Consider the following 20,802-nt stretch of genomic DNA (forward strand, 5'->3'; position numbering starts at 1 on the left):
TACCAGTTAGTCGCGCAAAGTGCTGTATATAGATACACTCACCGGAATTTTTATGTCACTTTTAACAGATGCGCTGGATAGAATTGAGACTTGGTTAGTGAGTCATCAACCTGAATTTGCCTTGAGTTTAGCGCCTGGATTAACTCGCCAAGAAATAGACGCAATTGTTGAAAATTTTCCTTATCGCTTGCCAGAAGAATTATACGAGTTTTACGGGTGGCATAATGGTTGCCAATATGGCTATATAGTTCCTAAATTTGACAATTTTTTCTCTTTGCAAGAGGCGTTGAAATGGTATGCAGACTTTTTAAGTTGGGGCTTTGATTGGAATCCGCAGTGGCTAACAATATTAGATTTTAATGGTGATTATAGATACGCTGTTGTTACAGGAGAAGATTCTGCACCTATTTGGTTTATCGATCCAGAATGTGGCATTGAAGAAATTCGCTGGGATAGTTTAACAGATTTAATGCTGGCGACAGCAGAGTGTTACGAAACTGGTGCTTATTATTTTGATGATGAAGGATACATGGAGGCAGGCGAACAAAAAGTTGCAGAAATTCACCGTAAGTATAACTATCGAGGCAGAGAAAAATCGACTACGAATGAATCATACAATCCTGAGTTGCCAACAGTTGCTAGTGAAGTTGATTTGTCTCATCCAAATGCCCTAGAAGAATTGATCCAGGCTTTGCAAGCTGCGCCATTGAGTCCTGATGCTGGGATGTTGCAAGGAATGGCAGCTAATACGTTAGATAATTTAGCGAATTTGGGTTTAGCTAATCAAGTTGGTGTGGAACCGTTAGTAATTGGTTTACAAAATATACTCTATGACAATGCTGGTCATGCTCTCGCCGCAAAAAAATTAGGTGAATTAGGAGATATTCGAGCAGTTGAGCCACTTCTACAAGCTTTAAGCGATCGCTCTAGTGAAGTCAGAACCAATGCAATTGAATCATTGGTAAAGTTGGGAGATAGTCGAGCCGTTGAACCAATAATTCAGTGTTTGCAAGACGCAGATTTTTTTGTGCGAACTAAAGCAGCATGGGCGCTGGCAGAATTTGGCGATACTCAAGCTATTGAACCGTTAATTGAAGCATTGAGTCATGAGAATCAGTCTACCGCTTGTGGTGCGATCGCCTCAGCATTAGGCAAGTTTGGCGATGTGGGAGCTATAGAACCTCTGATTGCAGTGTTTCGCAGCAATGGTAGTTTTCTCAGAGATGTTTCTAGTTTTCCTCATGTCCAATTAGCTGTGGTTCATGCTTTACGGTTCATTGATGATTCCCGCACTACAGATATTTTGGTGGAATTGCTTAAGGACAAGGAAGGTATGTTGCAAGCGATCAAAAGAGATTGGCTACGCTCGGAGCAAGCAACTCACCAAGTTATCGAAACTCTCCTTACCCGTCAATATCCAGACTTGCTGGAAATATTAGCCCAGTTGCTGCAAGATTCGGAAAGTCGCATTCAAACAAACACTCTTTCTGCGATCGCGAAGATTGCAAATCCGCTGATGGTCGATTTGTTAATTTTGACATTAGCCAGTAAAAATGACTGGCTACGTAAAAGTGCGATGTATTACCTAGGACAGCGAGGTGAAACTAGAGCTATTCAACCCCTCATCAATATTTTGCCAGATGTGAATGCAGATTTGCGTTTAGAGGCTGTTCATGCTCTAGCAAAAATGAATGGTGATCAGGTGGTGAATGTTCTAATTGAAATGCTCAAAGATGAAGATTTTAGGGTTCGCGGTGAAGCAGCATTAGCGTTAGGTAATTTAGCAAATTTACGAGCAGTGGAACCACTTAACAAATGCTTAGAAGATGAAAGCTCAATTGTTCGGAAAATAGTTCAACAAGCCTTGAATAAATTTGAATAACTGATACCATTTCACTAAATAAATGATACGAATAATTTCTCCTCCGCCCCTCTGCTCCTTTGCCCACGCCAGTCGCTACAAGTCGGGAAACCCGCCGACACTTGCTACAACTGAGGGAACCTCCGCAACGCAGTGTCTCCCCAACGCGCTCGCTCCCCTGCGGTCTATTTGTATCAAACTTAAAGTGAAACGGTATGACTTGTAGACAAGCTTTGCAAAACTTTCTGAAGGTTAACAAGTGACGCAAAATGTTAATCAATAAGTCTTGGCACTACTTTCTCTCTGGATGGGCTATCTCCTGTTGCGAAGGTCTACCCATTTGATTAATAGTGGCAATCATCTGATATAAACGCCCCAAATCTCGTTGATTAAAGTGCAAAATTAACCGAGGTAATTCTAAAGTTTCATCTTGAGCTTCTTGAGGCAATGCCTGACTTTTTTCAATTTTTCCTTTAACCAGGATTTCGCTAAACTCAGCGTTCAGCCGTTCTACCTCTGCATCTGATAAATCGCAACTGAGGCGAATCACCAACTGATTACTCACGTAGCGGCTGGAGTGATAAACCTTATAAAAATCTGTGATGGCGTTACAAGCTACTTCCAGGTTATCTGTCACAGTGTAAAGGCTAGGGTCTTCTGGACTCACAAGACCTTTCTGTACCAGTTGTTGATCAATATAATCGCTCCAAGACCGCCAATAATCTCCGCCTGGATGGTCAATTAAAACTAAAGGTACAGGGCCAAATTTGCCAGTCTGACTTAAAGTCATGCACTCAAAGGCTTCATCTTGAGTACCGAATCCACCAGGAAACAACGCAACTGCATCACTTTCTTTGAGGAGAAACAGTTTGCGGGTAAAGAAATACTTAAAGTGAATCAGCTTTGGATCACCTTCAATAATCGGGTTCGCTTGCTGTTCAAAGGGTAACTGAATATTTAACCCAAAGGAATTTTCTCGTCCAGCGCCTTCGTGACCAGCCTGCATAATCCCGCCGCCGCCACCTGTCATCACCATAAAACCCAACTGAGTCACAGCGCGACCAAATTCCAGCGCCATTTGGTACTCTGGTGTTTCTGATGATAAACGGGCAGAACCAAAAATAGTTACTTTACGTACGTGTCGGTAGTTATAAAATAACTCAAAGCCTCGCTCCATATCCGCTAAAGCAGAGGATAGTATTTTCCAATCAAGACGATCAATGTCACTATCAGCCAAACGGATTATAGTAGCAAGTGCCTGTTGGATAAATTGCCGATTTTTTAAAGTCGGTAGGCGATCGATTAAGTCAGCGATATCCGCTTGCAGAGACTCTAATGTGTCAAACGAGGCAGATGAGGTCATGAGAACTGCTGGCACAATGGCATTACATTTTACCTAATTTTTGGCTGATATTGACAATGTTTTTTTAAAACAAAAATATTCAGCTTTTGCCGCCTCTACGCCACTGGCTACAACACAGGAAAACCCTGCTATGAGAGGGTTTCCCGACTTGAGGTGACTGGTGTGAGAGGGGTTTTTTGATCTGTCGAATTCACGTTAAATGCTTATGTGATTACCTGTGGGACTGAGACTTTCACAGTCACTTTTTTGTTAAAAGTCAAATTGTCTTCATCTTTATCAATCAGGATGGTATCGCCACCAATAAAAGTATTTTCTAATAATTTAGTGGCGATGGGATTTTCTACTTCTCGCTGAATTGCTCGTTTTAAGGGACGTGCGCCATAAACTGGGTCATAACCCATTTCTACTAAGTAATCACAAGCTGCTGGGGTGATTTCAAAAGAGATTTTTTGCTCTTTTAGCAGGTTCTCAACACGCTTGAGTTGAATGCGGATGATGTGACGCATTTCGGAACGGCTGAGGGTATGGAACAGGATAATATCATCTACACGGTTGAGAAATTCGGGGCGGAAATGCGATCGCAGTGCATCTGTTACCCGGTTCCGCATCATGTCATATTTAGAATCATCACCAGACACATCTAAAATGTGTTCACTGCCAATGTTACTGGTCATCACAATCACAGTATTACGAAAATCTACTGTTCTGCCTTGAGAATCAGTAATTCTCCCATCATCCAGTACTTGCAACAAAATATTAAACACATCGGGATGAGCTTTTTCCACTTCATCCAGCAGCACGACTGAGTAAGGATGACGGCGAACCGCCTCGGAAAGTTGACCGCCTTCTTCATAACCAACATATCCCGGAGGCGCACCAACTAACCGCGAAACCGAGTGTTTTTCCATATACTCGGACATATCTAGACGGACTAAAGCATCATCAGAATCAAAGAGAAACTGTGCTAAAGCACGGGCTAATTCGGTTTTACCGACTCCAGTCGGCCCCATGAATAAAAATGAACCAATGGGACGGCTGGGGTCTTTCATTCCCGCACGGGCGCGACGAATGGCTGCGGCTACGGCTTCGACGGCTTCATGTTGTCCAATGACCCGTTCGTGTAAATGGCTTTCGAGTTGCAGTAATTTTTGCCGTTCTGATTCCAATAAACGGTTCACTGGAATTCCTGTCCATTTGGCGACAATTTCCGCGATGTCGGCTTCGGTGACTTGTTCGCGCAACAAAGTCGAACCTTGGCTTTGCAGTTCTAAAAGTTTGGTTTCTTTGGCTTCGCGATCACGCTGTACGCCTTCTAATTTGCCATACTTCAATTGGGCAGCTTTATTTAAATCATACGCCCGTTCTGCCTGATCAATTTGCACCCGCAAGGCTTCTTCTTCTTTCTTTAATACACTAATAGCTTCTAACAGCTGCTTTTCACCTTGCCATTGTTCGTTAAATTCTTGCTGTTTTACCTTTAAGGTGTCAATTTCTTCTTCAATGCGCTGCAAACGTTCGCGGGTTTGGGTAGGAACTTTTTCTTCTCCCGCTAGTGACAGCTTTTCCATTTCTAGCTGCATTAAGCGGCGGTCGATGGTTTCCAATTCTGAAGGTTTAGAGGTAATCTCCATTTTTAACTGCGCCGCCGCCTCATCAACTAAATCAATGGCTTTGTCGGGTAAGAAGCGGTCAGAAATGTATCGTGCTGACAAAGTAGCCGCCGCCACTAATGCTGAATCAGAAATTTTGACGTTGTGATGGACTTCGTAGCGTTCTTTCAAACCCCGCAAAATCGAGATAGTATTTTCTACGTTCGGCTGATCGACAAATACTTGTTGAAAACGGCGTTCTAAGGCTGCGTCTTTCTCAATATATTTGCGGTACTCATCTAAAGTTGTCGCGCCAATACACCGCAATTCGCCCCTAGCCAGCATAGGTTTGAGTAAATTTCCTGCATCCATCGCCCCTTGTTGATTGGAACCTGTACCCACAACGGTATGCAGTTCATCGATAAACATGACAATTTGTCCGTTGGAATCGATAACTTCTTTAAGTACAGCTTTCAAGCGGTCTTCAAATTCACCCCGATATTTCGCCCCAGCAATTAAACTCCCAATATCTAAAGAGATTAATTGACGATTTTTGAGAGATTCTGGGACATCACCGTTGATTATACGTTGTGCCAAAGCTTCAGCGATCGCAGTTTTTCCTACCCCCGGTTCACCAATCAAAACCGGATTATTTTTACTACGACGCGACAACACCTGAATCACGCGGCGAATTTCATCATCCCGGCCAATAACTGGGTCGAGTTTGCCCGCTTTGGCTTGTTCTGTTAAATCTCTACCAAATTTTTGCAGTGCTTCATAGCGAGATTCTGGATTTTGATCTGTCACTTTTTGGCTACCACGCACAGCTTTAATTGCCGCCTCTAGAGTACCACTATCAGCATTAAAACCTTTGAGAATTCGCCGACCAATACGTTCGTCTTCCGCAAAGCCTAAGAGAATATGTTCTACAGATATGTAGGTATCTTTCATTTTGACTCTTGCTTCCTCAGCATGGTCAAGTAGCACATCTAAAGTGCGACCGAGGTAAAGCTGGTCATTATTAGCAACTTTGGGCTGACGTTGGGTATAAGCTTCTAGTTGCTGTTGCAAGCGGATGGGGTCGATTTCCGCCCGTGCTAAGATGCGAATCGCTAAACTGGTGGGTTCTTCTAAAAGGGCAATAATTAAATGTTCAACGTCTAATTGTTGTTGTTTATAAGCACGAACTATATCCTGAGATTTGACAATTGCTTCCCAGGCTTTATCTGTAAATTTATTAGGATCTGTAGGCTGCATCGTTACGATTTTAAATGGCGGATTTTATTTAAGAAATTGGGGGTTGGGGAAAGGTGGAGGACTTAGATGCACTATCCGGCGATCGCGGCATCTCCTTATTAGTAGCGTAGGATAAAAGATCTCACCCCCTACACCCAACCTCAACAAACAAGGTTTTGCGTAAGTCTTGTGAATCAAAAAGACCTTACACCCTAATCGTAATCAAAATTATGGCGATACGAGTTGGTCTTGTGAGGATTGCTTCACAGCTGATCCTTGACTACCCAATTGAATCAGTTCAATTTTGTATCCATCCGGATCTTCGACAAAAGCAATTACTGTAGAACCATGTTTCATTGGCCCTGGTTCTCGCACAACTTTACCACCACGATTTTTAATTGCTTCACAGGTAGTGTAAATATCATCCACTCCCAACGCAATGTGGCCGTAGGCGTTACCTAATTCGTACTTTTCCACTCCCCAGTTATAAGTTAATTCAATAACTGCATTATCACTTTCATCACCGTAGCCAACAAAAGCTAAGGTAAATTCTCCCCCTGGATAATCTTTTCTTCGGAGTAATTTCATACCTAGGAGTTCACAGTAAAATTTCAATGATTCTTCTAGGTTCCCCACCCGCAGCATTGTATGTAGTAAGCGCATAATGATTTTTTACTTTGGTTCTGTAGGATTTATTGATTGCTGCCAACATTTTACAAGGGACTGATCAAGAGGATGAGCCTCTAACAGAAGAGATATTTTTGTATAAACATACCCTAATATGTCTCTAATGCTGAATTTTTATGTATTTCGAGATGATTTACTCTGCAAAAATTTCGGTTAAACACTTAACGCACCACCAAAAAAAGGTGGTGCGTTATACAAAAACAAACAGAATCAAAAGTTCTCAGATTTAGCTAAACTCCTTTACCAGTCATCAATAGAAGTTTAAGCAGATCTATCTTCCCGTTCTATTTGTTGTCGAATGGTATCAATGGCAGCATTAATACCAGATAGCTTGGATTCTAAATCATCGCGCATCCAAGTCAAGAACTTGAGTTTACGTTCTAAATGAGCTTTGTGCGAAATAGGTTCGCTACCGTAACAGACGTTACTCCAAAAAGGAAACATACTTGGCCTCTGGATTTAGCTAGATAAAAGTGTGCTATGTTGCACTACTAAGTTACATTCTGGCTAAAAACAAGCTGACTGGTAGAGTAAAAACCGACCAAAATATTACGTGTTTGGTAAACTATCAGAAAATTATTTTTTTACTTAAAAGAGTATTTTCATATTCTGCTTCTAGACTCATGCCTAAATATGGAAATGCTCTAATTAAGCAGAGTTTAGTGCTGACTGTGAATGCCATTGCTTGTGAGGCAGAATAAACATTATAGCAGATTTGAAACCTTTAATTATCCTTTCTCCAGTTGACAATAATCGCTCCCAAGAGTCTTTTTTCATATCTTGATGCTGAATAGCAGTACGTGCTTTGTTGACGTTACGTAGGCTATCCATTAAGTTAATCAACGCATCAAAAACAGTCCCAGCAATTGTTTTGGCACTGACTTTTGTGGGTAAAACTATATTTTGGGCAGTTTGAATGAGATTAACTAGATGCGATCGCATTTGTTCATCTGGCATTAAACCTGATGGATAATGAATAACAACAGATGCGGCTGTAGGATTAATTCGGACTTTGGCATTTTTAATTTGAGATTCTATCGCTACTTTGAGTTTATTCGCATATTCCACATCTTTTGATAGCCGAGGAACCCGAAAGCGAATTCGTCCACTAATTGCATGAGCAACGCTATATGATATTTGTTGAGCTTGCGTTTTCTCATGCATTAAATTTTTGCTAGTTTTTGCAGTTTTCCGCTGAAAATCGCTCAGATAATTTTGTCTTTTGCTAAATAATTGTAGATAATTCATAACCCAGGTTTACTTAATAAAAAATAATTTTATTGATATGTTTCCTAGTTAATTTATCTAGGTAAGGTTTTTAAATTATTTTTCTTTTAAATAAACTATTTACAACACAAAATATAGTAAATGTTAAGCTATCTCAAAAAACTCTATCCACAGAAGAGTCTCAGCAACTATCAAAAGTATGAAGATAATCAAACACAATAAAATAGAGGCGTTGGAATGCAACGCCTCTACAACTATGGCAATTAATTATTATCGAGAGTTACTCTTATCTGTACTAGTATCACCAGTGGTAGAAGAATCAGTATTTGATTTTGCCTTAGTTTTACTACTGTCCACTGGAGCAGGATTATCTTTTGGAGGAGTGGTTTGTGTTCCCGAAGTTACAGGCTGTTGAGGTGGAACAGTTATATTAATGTCTGGTGGGGAAGGTATATTTACGGTTGGAACTTGTTGTTGAGGAATTACAACAGGTACTTCTCTGGTTCTTTCGATGATTGTGGTTTGTTGTGGTTGGGGAGTAGGAAGATCATTTTTAGGTGAAGGAGTCACTATTGGTTGAGTTTCGTTAACTACGGTTTCTCTGGGCTGGTTAAAGTACCAGAATGCACCAACAATTAAACCAGCTAGAGAGGTGAGCAAAATCCCCAATAGTAAGCCACGAGAAGCATTGTCATTATCACGGGCGGCTAAATTAGCTTGCTGGTAGTTACGCTCAATTTCTCGACCATTTGCATAACCATTTCGATAAGAATTGACATTGTTGGGATTGTTGTTAACTGTTTCACTGGTGCGTGTCAGGTTAGTGTGAGTGTTACCGTAATTATCTGTGTAAGACTCTTGTCTAGTTTCGTTGTTATAAGTTTCGCGATCGCCTGAATTAGTCATACTATTAATTACACTCCTAAAATCTGTACTAAAAAAGCTAAACTCTGACGACAAAAGAAATTGCAATACTAATCTGACAAGAACCAAATAAATTTGCGTTCTTTTTTTTACTTAGCTTTTAATGATATTCAGCATACCCTCTGTAATTGCACAGATGGTTCTATCTAAAGTTGGGAGTTTATCATCTGCCAAAAGAATTAGTTTCGGGTAGAGATATGCTGTTATTAGCTGTTGCCTAAAAATGTTCAAGCTTGTTTACAGGCGATCGCTCATACTAAAAAATAGTCAATTAGCAAACATTTATATAGATGTTTTCCTTACCTGTAAATTATCAAACACCACACAGTGGGTATCATTGGGATGGCAGTAGTCGCCGTTTTTTTGAAGGTTGGTATTATCGTGTAACTTTGCCAGACTGCGGACAAACCTTTGCCTTTATGTACTCAATTGAAGACCCTATTGGTGGTAAACCTTATAGTGGTGGTGCAGCGCAAATTCTCGGCCCCGATGATCAGTATTTATGTCGCACTTTTCCGGATGTAGACAAATTTTGGGCTAGTCGAGATGTCTTAGCTTTAGGACATTGGGGTAAAACCAACCTCAACACTCAACCTCTCTACCTTTTACCAAAAGAATTTGAACAACATATTCAAGAGGGTTATCAAGCTACAGCCACCATTAACCAAGGAATAATTCGTGATCCTGCAACTGGTTTTTATTGCCGTTGGTTATATGAAATTCAGCCAGTATACGCTTGGGGAAATCAAAATAGCCCTCAGCAATCAACAGCTGGCTGGCTATCATTTTTACAGATTTTTGAACCTGGCTGGCAAATTTTGATGGCGCATGGCTTGGCTAGTGGTTGGATAGACTGGAATGGCAAAATCTATCAATTCACTAACGCACCAGCCTACTGCGAGAAAAATTGGGGCGGGGCTTTTCCACAAAAATGGTTTTGGCTAAACTGTAATTGCTTTGATGGCGAACCTGACTTAGCATTAACCGCGGGTGGTGGTAGACGCGGTGTGTTGTGGTGGATGGAATCTGTCGCCATGATTGGAGTACATTATCAAGGCAAATTTTATGAATTTGTGCCTTGGAATTCGCAAGTTCAATGGCAAATTCAACCTTGGGGTAGATGGCAAATGCAAGCTAAAAATCTAAACTACGAGGTTGAATTGACAGGAACCACGCATCTACTAGGTACACCCCTACGTGCGCCGACAACCAATGGTTTAGAGTTCTGTTGTCGGGATACCATGCAAGGAAAACTGAATTTAGAGTTGCGAAAAGTAAGTGACAAACCATCTCAAATTATCCTAAAATCACAGAGTTCTCTGTGTGGTTTAGAAATAGGCGGCGGTTCTTGGGATAATTCTTGGCACTCTAGCTAAAACTACTGCTATTATATTTATGCCTCATAGTTGGGGCTGTAGCTCAGTTGGATAGAGCGAGCGCCTCCTAAGCGCTAGGCCGTGCGTTCGAGACGCACCAGTCCCGTCGTTGTATCAAAATAAATTCACCAAAAATTTCCTCGGTAGTTTTTGCGGAATCTTCTAAATTTATCTGAAGTTAACTAATAAATACTTACCGAGAGCGTTTATACGGAATTTAATCTGTATCAACATCAAAATTGGTAACAAACTATAGGGTGGATTTGACAAAAGTCTGCTAACCTAACATATATTTTTGACTTATTCAGAGAAGAATACGTATCCCTACACGAAATCACAGAGCCTTGAAGAACAATTTTTTGTTTACAGGTAAATCTTTTCGGTTTATGGTTCTTGCCTTACCCCTATTTATGTGGCTTGGTTACAAAGAATTCCAACAACAAGCTAAACAACCTGAAGCGGTTTTAGTATTGGGTGGTTCAACCAAAAAATTAGAGAGAGAAAAGTTCACAGCGGAGTTTGTTCGTAAGCATCCAAATTTACCGATTTGGATTTCTGGCGGTAGTCCACCTAGATATACGCGGAAGGTATTTGTCAAAGCTGGCATTGATCCCAAGCGTTTACACTTAGATTATGAAGCTGTAGATACAGTTACTAATTTTACCAGCTTAGTAGACGATTTAAAAGCCCACGGCATCAAGAGGGTTTATTTAATTACCTCAGATTTCCACATGCGTCGTGCTTCTGTTATTGGTGAGATTGTCTTAGGTAGCCGGGGAATTGATTTTCAGCCTGTATCTGTACCTTCAGAATCACCACCTGAACCTTTAGAGAAATCTATTCGTGATGGAGCTAGAGCTTTGATGTGGGTAGCTACAGGTTATACAGGTGCTGATGGCGTTAGAAAAGTTGGTAAATCAAGGATGGAGAGTAGGAAGTAAAAAGGTAAAAGGCAAAATTACAAATAATGAATTTTTTACTTTTTACTTTTTACTTTTTACTTACTTATGCGGCGATTTCTTGGACTAGAACAAAAGGTTGTAAAATCAGGGTGTGGAATCGTTTTTGCCGATCGCCATTCCATTCTCCTACTTGGTCTACGGAAGGTTTGGTAATTAATTGCTCATCAATCCACTGCTGTACAGATTGAGAGTTATCACTAGCGATCGCTTCTCCTACATCTACAAGACTTAACCCTGGCGTTACCAAAATTACTGCATCACGTTGTACATGAGGAATTAACCATTCCCATTCTGCTTCATCTACGCTTTGTGTTAATTCTGCTCTTAAATCTGACATGACTTCACGTTTTTCTTTTTCTAAATTTGATTTTACATTAGAGTTTAGTCAAGAATTATCAAGGACAAATGACCAATGACTATTGACTATTGACTAAATCTCTGCTTTCATCTCATCAATTTCAAATAAAGATACGATGACTCCTGTAATAGGAATAGAGATAAAAACTCCTAACAAACCTGCAACTCTAGCGCCTACTAGTAAAGCAAAAAATACGACCACAGGATTTAGATTTAGAGCATTTTGCATAATTCGGGGTGCAATCAAATTATCTTGAATCTGCTGAAGGATAATACAAGCGATTAAGACTTTTAATGCTAACCAAACATTTTGAGATAGTACAATCAACGTAATTGTACTAACACCTAAAGTTGCGCCTATGCCAGGAATGATATCTAAAAATCCGACTATTACTGACAATAATAAAGCAAAAGGTACTTGTAATAATAGAAAAACTATAAAACTAGTTGTTGTTAAAAATAAACTTAATAATAACTGACCACGAAAGAACCCTAAAAAGCTCCGTCTAATAATATTGGTAAATCTAATTCGGCGCTGTTTAGGGACTATTTTTAAAATAAAATTCCATAGCTTTTCGCCATCTAATAGCATAAAAAATGCTACAACTGCAATCAAGACAAAAGTTACGAAATTGGTCAATAACTGTTGTAAAAAAGTTAAGCTGGTGACTAAACCTGATATAGCCTGATTGCGTAATTGCTCTTCAATGACACTTAAATCTATTTGTAGATTGCGGTTCCTGAGAAATTCTTCTATTCTTTCTAAAAAAGGCGCAAGAGAAGTTAAAAAACCAGAAATACTATCGATTAATTGCTGTCCTTGAGATAACACCGCAATCCCAACGGTGATCATCAAGCCTCCCAAAATCACGATACTGAGCAAGAAAACGAAAATCACGGACACACCATGAGGCAAAAATCGCCGCAACCAATATACAGGGTAGCTAAGTAAGAACGCTAAAATTGCGGCGAATGTAAAAATAACTATGACTGCTTCAAAATATCCTAAAAGTTGGACAAAAGCCCAGCCAGCAGCCACTAAAAGCAAAAAGCGGACTAACGCCAAATTATTCAACCGATTCCAAAAATGCTTGGCATCCAATCCACTCATATAATGTTTAAAAAATAGATTATTTTAGCGATCGCTAGTAGATATTAGCAACATATAAAAATCGAGTGGCGATCGCTACTACCTAAAAGTATATTTCTTATCAACGCCCTAAATCGTGCATTTCGTTGATTACTGCTGCACACTTTTGGGTTACAGCCTCTAATTGTTCTTTATTAGTAGAACTAGGAGGATCAATCACCTCACCAATTCTGATTGTGAGGGGAACAGCACGCGGTAGAGACGAGCCTTTTTCTAGAATTCCTTCACTTCCCCACAAACTCACAGGTAAAATCGGTGCTTGCGCCTTGGCTGCTAGTAAAGCTGCGCCTTTTTTTGGGTCAGTAATTCTACCATCAGGTGTGCGAGTACCTTGTAAAAAAACTCCCACAGCCCAACCATTTTCTAAACATTCTAAAGCTGCCCGAATGGCATTGCGATCGGCGTTACCTCGGCTCACGGGGTAAGCACCATACAATTTAATGGCTTGTGCTAAAACCGGAATTTCAAATAATTCTTGTTTAGCCATATATGCTACTGGACGACGCACACAATTAGAAACAATGGGTGGGTCAAAGTAACTAGCATGATTGCTGACAACTACTAATGGATCTGATTGCGGCACATTTTCCACACCATAAATCTTGCCCTGAAAGTAAGCATGAAGCATGGGGCTGACAACCGACCATTTAAAGGCGTGGTAAAGTGCCAGACTAATAAACGGTTCACGACTGCGAGACATAAGAAGTATGAATTATGAAGTATGTAGCCGCTTTTAGCGGTGAAGCAGTGAGTTGGGCGGGTACCCCGACTTAAAGCAACTGCTGAACCCGAAGGGCTTGCCACAGGCTAGTGTGAAGTCGAGTATTTCATACTTCACACTTTTGAATTTTTTAGTCCGGTAATTCAGCACCATTACGGACGTTCTTTAAGATTAAATCAGAAGTGGTACGTTTAATTAAACCAGTTAAAACATTACCAGGGCCAATTTCTATGACTTGTTCAATGTTATTAGCTGGTAATTGCAGTGAAATTTCTCGCCAACGTACCGAACCAGTCATCTGTTGAGTTAGACGCTGTTTTAAAATTTGGGCATCAGTCGAGGGTACAGGCTCAACATTCGACATCACGGGTACAGTTGCAGGCTGAAATTCAACAGTTTCCAGAATCTCTTGGAATTCATTCGCCGCCGCCGCCATTAAATGTGAGTGAAACGCCCCAGAGACTTTTAAAGGAATAGCACGTTTGGCTTTAACTTGAGACATGACCGCTTGTACAGCATCAGGAGTACCAGAAATTACCACCTGTGCGGGACTGTTATCATTTGCCAAAACTACATTTGGTGTTGCGGCTATAACTGCATCTAATTGTTCTTTGTCAAAGTTCATTAACGCCGCCATCATCCCACCTGCGGCACTATCCATCAGTTCTGCACGACGTTTGACTAAATGCAATCCTGCCGACCATTCAAAAACCCCAGCGACATAAAGGGCAATATATTCACCCAAACTATGCCCCGCCACCAAATCTGGTTGCTGTCCCCTTTCTCGCATCAAGTCCGCGAGAATACTTTCCACAACGTAAAGACAGGGCTGAGTATAAAGTGTCTGTGCTAACTTTTCTTCTTGGTTTTGGCAGACATCAGTTACAGACCAACCCAAAATTGCCTCCGCTTGGTCAAATTTCTCTTTGGCGGAGGGTATATCTAGTAGATCCATTCCCATTCCCAAAGCTTGGGAACCTTGTCCGGGAAACACCCATACGGTTTTAGTCATTGTCAATAGTCAATAAAGAAGTCAAAAGGCAAAAAGCAAAAGTAAAAATTTTTACTTTTTACTTTTTACTTAATACTTATTTTCCCCATTGGAAGATGGCTGCACCCCAGGTAAGACCTGCGCCAAAGCCGGATGCAGCAATGATGTTGTTAGGTTGAATTTTGCCTTGTTGCACTGCTTCATCTAAGGCGAGAGGAATAGAAGCAGCGGAAGTATTGCCGTAATTTGCCAGATTACTAATAACTTTTTGTTCGGGAATTCCTAGCCGTTGAGCGACAGCATCTAGAATGCGTTGATTGGCTTGATGTAAGATGAGCCAATCTATTTGATCAACAGTAAGATGAGCTTCAAATAAGGCTTTATCAATAATTTCTGGGACTTTCTGCACAGCAAAGCGGTATACTTCTTTGCCGTTCATGGTGATGGGTTGGTAATGGCCTTGAGAAACGTTGATGTTTGGGAGTATTTCTTGAGCAGTAGCTGCATAGCCAAGGTTGAGGTAATGATTTTGCGTACCGTCACTTTTGAGGGCAAATCCTAAGAGGCGATCGCTTTCACTAGCTTGCAAAACTACCGCACCCGCCCCATCACCAAACAAAATACAAGTTCTGCGGTCTTGCCAATCTACCCAACGAGAGAGGATGTCTGCCCCGATCAAAAGTACATTCTGATATACACCTGTTCTGAGGTATTGAGCAGCTGTAACTAGCCCAAACACAAAGCCAGAACAAGCGGCGGTTAAGTCAAACGCTACGGCTTTAGTCGCGCCTAACTCAGCCTGCACTTTACAAGCAGTGCCAAACAAATCATCAGGGGTAGATGTTGCCAGCAAAATCAGATCTATATCAGTGGCTTGAATTCCGGCAGATGCGATCGCTCGACGACCAGCCGCCGCCGCCAAGGAACTCAGAGAATCTGACGGTTGTGATACTCGTCGTTGACGAATCCCGGTTCTTGTGGTAATCCACTCATCTGATGTTTCAACCAGCGCTGTTAGTGCCTGGTTGTCGAGGGAAGTTTCCGGAACTGCCGAGCCACTTCCTGTAAATGCTATGCCTAACTTTTGCACTCCTGCTCTCCCAAGCTCTCAGCATTTTGATCATTGCCTCTGGTGTTTTCCTACAACAAAGGACAAATGACGGATGACAACTAGCCCATTACTAACCGCTACCACGCTGTAGGATTTCGTATTGGGAATGAAGCCTTTCTAGTACCTGATTATCTACTGCTTCTTTGGCCATCCGTATTGCACTAAAAATTGAAGGTGCTTGTGAACTGCCGTGGCCGATAAAACAAACTCCAGCCACACCTAACAGTAAAGCACCTCCATGCTCCGCATGATCCATGCGCTGCTTAATTCGCTTGAGATTTGGTTTTAACAGTGCTGTGCCAATTTGACCGTGCAATCCTTGGGGTAGTTCTTCCCGTAAAATTTGCAGAATTACGCCTCCCAGAGATTCGGCAAATTTTAGTAAGACATTGCCGACAAAACCATCGCAGACAATCACATCAAATTCGCCAGAAAGCACATCACGCCCTTCAGCATTACCAACAAAATTAATTAAAGAATTATCTCGCAGTAGTTGATGGGCGCGGAGGGCTTGCTCATTACCTTTTGTATCTTCTTCGCCAATATTCAATAACCCGACTTTGGGTGTGTCTGTACCTAATACATACTGGCTATAAATCGAACCCATCATCGCAAACTGCTCTAAAAACTTAGGTCGGCAGTCTACATTGGCACCTACATCTAAAATTAACACTGGCTTGCCAGCCATAATTGTAGGGAAAACTGTACCAATTGCTGGGCGATCAATTCCTGGCAATCTCCCTAAGCGCAGCAATGCTGCTGCCATAGCTGCCCCAGAGTGTCCAGCAGAAAATACAGCATCCGCCTGCTGATTTTTTACCAAATCCATCGCCACATTAATCGAAGCCTTGCGTTTGCGTCTAACCGCATTTAAAGGCTCCTCATCCATCGCGATCGCTTCTTCAGCAGGAACTATCTCCACCCTCTCCAAAGTAGTTTTTGGCGGCATGACAGCTTTAATTTGTTGGGGATCACCTACCAACAAGACTTTCACACCCAATTCTTCACTGGCGCGTAATGCACCAGCAACGATTTCTTTGGGTGCATGATCCCCCCCCATCGCGTCAATTGCTATCCGTGCGCAAGTCGATCCCATTGCTCAGAGCTTCTAGAAACCTTACAAATTTTACCAGATTGGCTTTGTTAAAAAACCTTAACTTTTTGACTGCCAAATTCCCATACTCAGTGCTGAGTCAAGTAAAAACTGCTCAGTACTCCGCATCATTTGTCACTATTGCAACATATTTTGGCGGCAAGCCCAAGATAACACGCGAGAAGTTAAAAGTAAAAAGGTGAGCCAGCGAGGTCTTGGGGGTTTCCCCCATGAGCGACTGGCGTTAGCGTCAGCGTTAGCGACGTTAGGAGCGTCACCCGAAGGGCAAAAGTAAACAGAAAGATACTTTTGCCTTTTTACTTTTAACTTTTGACTTTTTATTGATTGAGTATCCAATCAACTAACATCCTTACGCCGTAGCCTGTGGCACCGGGGCCGTTGTAGCCATTTTCTTTATCTGCCCACACTGGCCCAGCAATATCTATGTGCGCCCAAGGAGTATCTTTAACGAACTGCTTGAGGAATAGAGCAGCAGTAATCGAACCACCAGGGCGCGGCCCGGTGTTTTTCATATCCGCAATGCCAGATTTCAAGCCTTCAAAATATTTCTCTTCCATTGGCATTCGCCAAATTTTTTCGCCGGATGTGGCAGCAGCTGTTTCTAACTGCGAAGCTATCGCATCGTCAGGAGTATATAGACCTGCAATATCTTCACCTAAAGCGATAACGTTGGCACCTGTGAGGGTGGCTAAATCTACGATCGCATCTAAGCCCAATTTATCGGTATATACCAAAGCATCAGCTAAGGTTAAACGCCCTTCAGCATCGGTGTTATTAACTTCGATGGTTTTGCCGTTAGAGGCGGTAAGGATGTCGCCTGGGTGCATAGCGCGACCGCTAATCATGTTTTCGGTAACGGCAGAGATGAAGTGAACTTCTGCATCTGGCTTGAGTTGGGCGATCGCTTTTGCCGCACCCAAGGTTGCAGCTGCACCACCCATATCAATTTTCATGGTTTCGATGCCGCTACCTGCACCTTTAATATTCAGTCCACCAGAGTCAAAGGTTAAACCTTTGCCAATAATGGCGAGTTTCTTTGTCGGTGTGCCTTCTGGTTTGTAGGTGAGATGAATAAATTTAGGTGGTAAGTCAGATGCTAGGGCAACTCCCAAAAAAGCACCCATACCTAACTTTTCACAATCTTCTTTTTCGAGTATTTGTAGTTGTAAACCGTAGTCTTTGGCGATCGCTTGGGCGGTTTCTGCCATTGTAATGGGTGTAACTGCGTTGGCTGGGGCTGCAACCAATTCTCGTGCCAAAATTACCCCGGACACAATTTGATTTGCACGGGTAAGGGCGGCTTCTTGTCCCTCGAAACCGAGCAGTTCTACTGTTTCGACCTTTGACCCTTTATCGTCTGGTTCTGATTTAAAGCGAACATCTTGGTACAAAGCTAACTGTACACCTTCAGCGATCGCTTGGGCTGTGGCTCCTGGGTCGTTATTCCACAAGGGAAAGCTAAATCCGAGAGTTTTGCTTTTTTGCTTTTTTGCTACTTTAGCCGCCGCCGCCGCCGCCCGCCGCAGACTATCTACTTTCAGCGCATCTGGTTTTCCTAAACCGACTAAAATAATTTTTTTAACTGAACCACCGCCACTGACACGGGTGAAGACAGTACTGTTGGCTTTGGCTGTAAATTCTTCTTCGGCAATGACTTCTTTTAAGATGCCAGCAAACTTTTCATTCAAAGTCGCCAGTTCACCTGTTAACTCTACCGCATCTTCAAATAATCCAATTGCCAAACTATCGCCTGCCCACTCCAGCAGAGGCTGATTACTAAGTTGAATTGCTGCCATGTTGGGATTTTCTTTAAAGATTCCTTCTTGTACCAGTATTGCTCAAAATTTTGAAGTGTGAAGTCGGAAATATGATTTCAAGTGCTGGCTATTGACTGTTGACCATTGACCATTAACAAAGGACAAATGACCATTGACTTTTATAATTGAAACATCCCAACCTTCTGCATGGCATGACTATGACCTCAGCCTTGACTCCAAACCAACGGGCAGAAGTGTTCTATCCTAGTTCCGATGGTGAACCTGTGGCAGAAAGCTATGCCCATCTATGTGTTTTACTGGCGACACTAGAAATTCTGCGTCAGTATTTAGCAGGACAACAAGCAACAGTCCTTGCCAATCAATTTCTCTACTACGCTCAAGGTTTTCCTAAGTTGCGCGTTGCACCAGATGTGATGATAATTTTTAATGTCGCGCCTGGTGGTCGAGATAATTATAAAGTGTGGGAAGAAGGGGAAGTTCCATCTGTGATTTTTGAGATGACTTCGGCAGGGACAAAAAATCACGATCAGGAATTTAAGAAAACCTTGTACGAGCAACTTGGTGTTAAAGAATACTGGCTATTTGACCCTAAAGGTGAATGGGTACAAGAACAGTTGCAAGGTTATCGGTTGTGGCAAGATAGATATGAATTGATTACAGACAATCGCAGTGAACCTTTAGGGTTGCGGTTGCAAGTAGAAGGAGAACTGATTGGTTTTTACCGAGAAGATACAGGAGAAAAACTGCTTAATCCTACAGAACAGGCGCAAGCACTACGAGAAGCAAAACAAAGGATAGATGCAGAAGCTTTGGCTCGACAGCAAGCTGAACAGCAAGTAGAGCAATTAAAGCAACGTCTCAGAGACCTGGGTATTGATCCTGAGCAAGTTGAACAAGAATAGAGGCGCTAGTACAACAAGGCAAAAGGCAAAAGAAAGAAGTCTGATTATGTAGGCTTTTGAGTAATTTCTCAGGGTCTGTTTATTGACGCTATGATGTACTAGTTTTTGCCTCAGAACTATTAACTATTGATTGAACTGCGGTGATATCAATGCTAAATTTGCTGGCGATCGCACTAATTATTTCTTGCTCTAGTGTGGTAGTTTGCTTGTCAAGTTGAACAATTCTTTGGCATTGAGCTAATAATGGTATCGCAAAATCACGGTTGAGTTGATTGAGTAGTGTATCTAATGGTTGCGGTGATTTGATATTGTTGGCGATCGCACTCAGTGAGTTGGGGCTGAGGTTCAATGCTTGCAATTCTGGTAAGATTTTTTCCCAGGTTTTTTCGGGATGGCTGGCCAGAATGATATGAACTAAAATTTGATCCATGATTGCTTGTTGAGCGATCGCTGTTTCTAAGTAATTTTCACTTTCTGCTTTGAGGGTTGCCAAAGTTTCTGGCGATGATAGGGAAACGGATTCATCTAGTTTGGCTTCGTAAAATCGACAAGCGGCATACCCTAGAGAATAGCTTAAGGCAGCATTAGAACTAGTGGCGATCGCGGCTCCTGCAAATGGCACATTTCGCAGCAAAGCTAATCCGGCTGCTTTTAACAGTCGATTTCCACCCAAACCCAAACCAAAAATTGTTAAAACCTCGCCTTTCCGCGCTGGATCTTTTAAATCTAGGTTATAAGCCGCCGCAATTTGATATAGCATTTCCGACTGCAATTTCAAGGTTGCGGCTAAATCAACTGCTAATAATGCTGCTGCTATTCCTGGTAAAATACTGCTGGCAAATCCAATCCCCCCAGTTTTCGTTGCTGTTTCTAACATGATGTGGTGAGAAATTTGGCTGGGCGATTCTTGGGGGTGTTGTTGCTTGAGTTTTTTGACTGTGGCTGCGGCTTTTTCTAGGTCAACATTTTCACTAGCACCGATTAACCAATTAAGATTCAAAAATCCTGATAGTTTGCGGATGAGCCAATTTTGATTGAGATAATTGACTACCTCACCAGTGGTTTGAGTTGCTTGTCCAAATAATTGATGCGTTTGTTTTGTTGCGGCTACGCCAAGTCCCCAGGCTGTATCGATAAATGTTTTACCAGTGGTGGCTAAAGAGTCAAATAGGGATAATTTTTCTGTGGCGGATGTTTGATGGGTAATTTCTACTTCTGGTTTTTTTTGGGGTTGTTCTGTCATTGTTTTGCCAGTCGCTCTAGTCTGTTTGTAGCGAAATTTCAAGCGACTTGACATCTCCCAACCAGTACAAGTTTGTTGAGTACTTCAGGGATAACTTGTCTCACCTAGAAACGCATACTTCTCTACGAGAGGCTGCGCCAACGACTGCGTGGTAGTTGTGCGTTGTCGAAACTCAGTAACCAAAGGCGCAGAGAGAACAAGGAGTTTATT

18 protein-coding genes and 1 tRNA gene are annotated in these 20,802 nt (G+C 41.8%); 5 read left to right on the top strand and 14 right to left on the bottom strand.

All coding sequences use genetic code 11. The features are described from left to right. Positions 1-52 precede the first annotated feature (52 nt). Positions 53-1,882 carry a HEAT repeat domain-containing protein gene (locus NCWK1_RS16875; protein ID WP_103125505.1) on the top strand — a complete coding sequence of 610 codons (1,830 nt, stop codon included), beginning with the start codon at positions 53-55 and terminating at the stop codon, positions 1,880-1,882. Positions 1,883-2,153: 271 nt separating this feature from the next. On the opposite strand, the gene NCWK1_RS16880 is transcribed toward NCWK1_RS16875, so the two are convergent. From NCWK1_RS16880 to NCWK1_RS16905, 6 genes are all read right to left on the bottom strand, one after another. Then, positions 2,154-3,224, bottom strand: coding sequence for an LOG family protein (locus NCWK1_RS16880; protein WP_103125506.1), 1,071 nt, complete (start codon positions 3,222-3,224; stop codon positions 2,154-2,156). A gap of 203 nt (positions 3,225-3,427) precedes the next feature. After that, positions 3,428-6,070, bottom strand: a complete 2,643-nt coding sequence (gene clpB / locus NCWK1_RS16885; protein WP_103125507.1) for an ATP-dependent chaperone ClpB — start codon at positions 6,068-6,070, stop codon at positions 3,428-3,430. Between the two features lie 207 nt (positions 6,071-6,277). Then, positions 6,278-6,712: a lactoylglutathione lyase gene (gene gloA / locus NCWK1_RS16890; RefSeq protein ID WP_096583933.1), complete on the bottom strand. Its 435-nt coding sequence runs from the start codon at positions 6,710-6,712 to the stop codon at positions 6,278-6,280. 285 nt (positions 6,713-6,997) lie between these two features. Continuing rightward, the gene (locus NCWK1_RS16895; protein ID WP_096583931.1) at positions 6,998-7,180 is read right to left on the bottom strand and encodes a hypothetical protein; all 183 of its coding nucleotides are present in this window, start codon (positions 7,178-7,180) and stop codon (positions 6,998-7,000) included. A gap of 204 nt (positions 7,181-7,384) precedes the next feature. Then, on the bottom strand, positions 7,385-7,900 hold the full coding sequence (locus tag NCWK1_RS16900; RefSeq protein ID WP_146034001.1) for an HMA2 domain-containing protein: 516 nt from the start codon (positions 7,898-7,900) through the stop codon (positions 7,385-7,387). A gap of 333 nt (positions 7,901-8,233) precedes the next feature. After that, entirely contained in the window at positions 8,234-8,869 is a 636-nt protein-coding gene (locus NCWK1_RS16905) for a hypothetical protein (protein WP_103125509.1), read from the bottom strand. A gap of 308 nt (positions 8,870-9,177) precedes the next feature. On the opposite strand from NCWK1_RS16905, the gene NCWK1_RS16910 reads away from it, so the two are divergent. From NCWK1_RS16910 to NCWK1_RS16920, 3 genes are all read left to right on the top strand, one after another. After that, positions 9,178-10,263 carry a tocopherol cyclase family protein gene (locus NCWK1_RS16910; protein ID WP_096583925.1) on the top strand — a complete coding sequence of 362 codons (1,086 nt, stop codon included), beginning with the start codon at positions 9,178-9,180 and terminating at the stop codon, positions 10,261-10,263. Between the two features lie 32 nt (positions 10,264-10,295). Continuing rightward, positions 10,296-10,369: transfer RNA gene (locus NCWK1_RS16915), tRNA-Arg, on the top strand. Between the two features lie 280 nt (positions 10,370-10,649). Beyond that, on the top strand, positions 10,650-11,204 hold the full coding sequence (locus NCWK1_RS16920) for a YdcF family protein (protein ID WP_096583923.1): 555 nt from the start codon (positions 10,650-10,652) through the stop codon (positions 11,202-11,204). Between the two features lie 64 nt (positions 11,205-11,268). Here NCWK1_RS16920 and NCWK1_RS16925 read toward each other — a convergent pair whose 3' ends face one another. From NCWK1_RS16925 to NCWK1_RS16955, 7 genes are all read right to left on the bottom strand, one after another. Further along, on the bottom strand, positions 11,269-11,562 hold the full coding sequence (locus NCWK1_RS16925; protein WP_096583921.1) for a DUF2288 domain-containing protein: 294 nt from the start codon (positions 11,560-11,562) through the stop codon (positions 11,269-11,271). A gap of 93 nt (positions 11,563-11,655) precedes the next feature. Next, the gene (locus NCWK1_RS16930; RefSeq protein WP_103125510.1) at positions 11,656-12,693 is read right to left on the bottom strand and encodes an AI-2E family transporter; all 1,038 of its coding nucleotides are present in this window, start codon (positions 12,691-12,693) and stop codon (positions 11,656-11,658) included. A gap of 100 nt (positions 12,694-12,793) precedes the next feature. After that, positions 12,794-13,432, bottom strand: coding sequence for a lysophospholipid acyltransferase family protein (locus NCWK1_RS16935; RefSeq protein WP_096583917.1), 639 nt, complete (start codon positions 13,430-13,432; stop codon positions 12,794-12,796). A gap of 151 nt (positions 13,433-13,583) precedes the next feature. Next, positions 13,584-14,465 carry an ACP S-malonyltransferase gene (gene fabD / locus NCWK1_RS16940; RefSeq protein WP_103125511.1) on the bottom strand — a complete coding sequence of 294 codons (882 nt, stop codon included), beginning with the start codon at positions 14,463-14,465 and terminating at the stop codon, positions 13,584-13,586. Between the two features lie 76 nt (positions 14,466-14,541). Continuing rightward, positions 14,542-15,534, bottom strand: coding sequence for a beta-ketoacyl-ACP synthase 3 (locus tag NCWK1_RS16945; protein ID WP_103125512.1), 993 nt, complete (start codon positions 15,532-15,534; stop codon positions 14,542-14,544). Between the two features lie 91 nt (positions 15,535-15,625). Then, positions 15,626-16,651 (bottom strand): phosphate acyltransferase PlsX, encoded by a 1,026-nt coding sequence (plsX, locus tag NCWK1_RS16950; protein WP_096583911.1) that lies wholly within the window; start codon positions 16,649-16,651, stop codon positions 15,626-15,628. A gap of 335 nt (positions 16,652-16,986) precedes the next feature. Further along, the gene (locus tag NCWK1_RS16955; protein ID WP_103125513.1) at positions 16,987-18,465 is read right to left on the bottom strand and encodes a leucyl aminopeptidase; all 1,479 of its coding nucleotides are present in this window, start codon (positions 18,463-18,465) and stop codon (positions 16,987-16,989) included. A gap of 179 nt (positions 18,466-18,644) precedes the next feature. Between NCWK1_RS16955 and NCWK1_RS16960 the strand changes: the two genes are divergently transcribed. Continuing rightward, the gene (locus tag NCWK1_RS16960; RefSeq protein ID WP_103125514.1) at positions 18,645-19,349 is read left to right on the top strand and encodes a Uma2 family endonuclease; all 705 of its coding nucleotides are present in this window, start codon (positions 18,645-18,647) and stop codon (positions 19,347-19,349) included. 88 nt (positions 19,350-19,437) lie between these two features. Here NCWK1_RS16960 and NCWK1_RS16965 read toward each other — a convergent pair whose 3' ends face one another. After that, positions 19,438-20,646, bottom strand: coding sequence for a hypothetical protein (locus NCWK1_RS16965; RefSeq protein WP_245894918.1), 1,209 nt, complete (start codon positions 20,644-20,646; stop codon positions 19,438-19,440). Positions 20,647-20,802 lie beyond the last annotated feature (156 nt).

The sequence above is a fragment of the Nostoc cycadae WK-1 genome (assembly GCF_002897135.1).
GTDB lineage: Bacteria > Cyanobacteriota > Cyanobacteriia > Cyanobacteriales > Nostocaceae > Nostoc_B.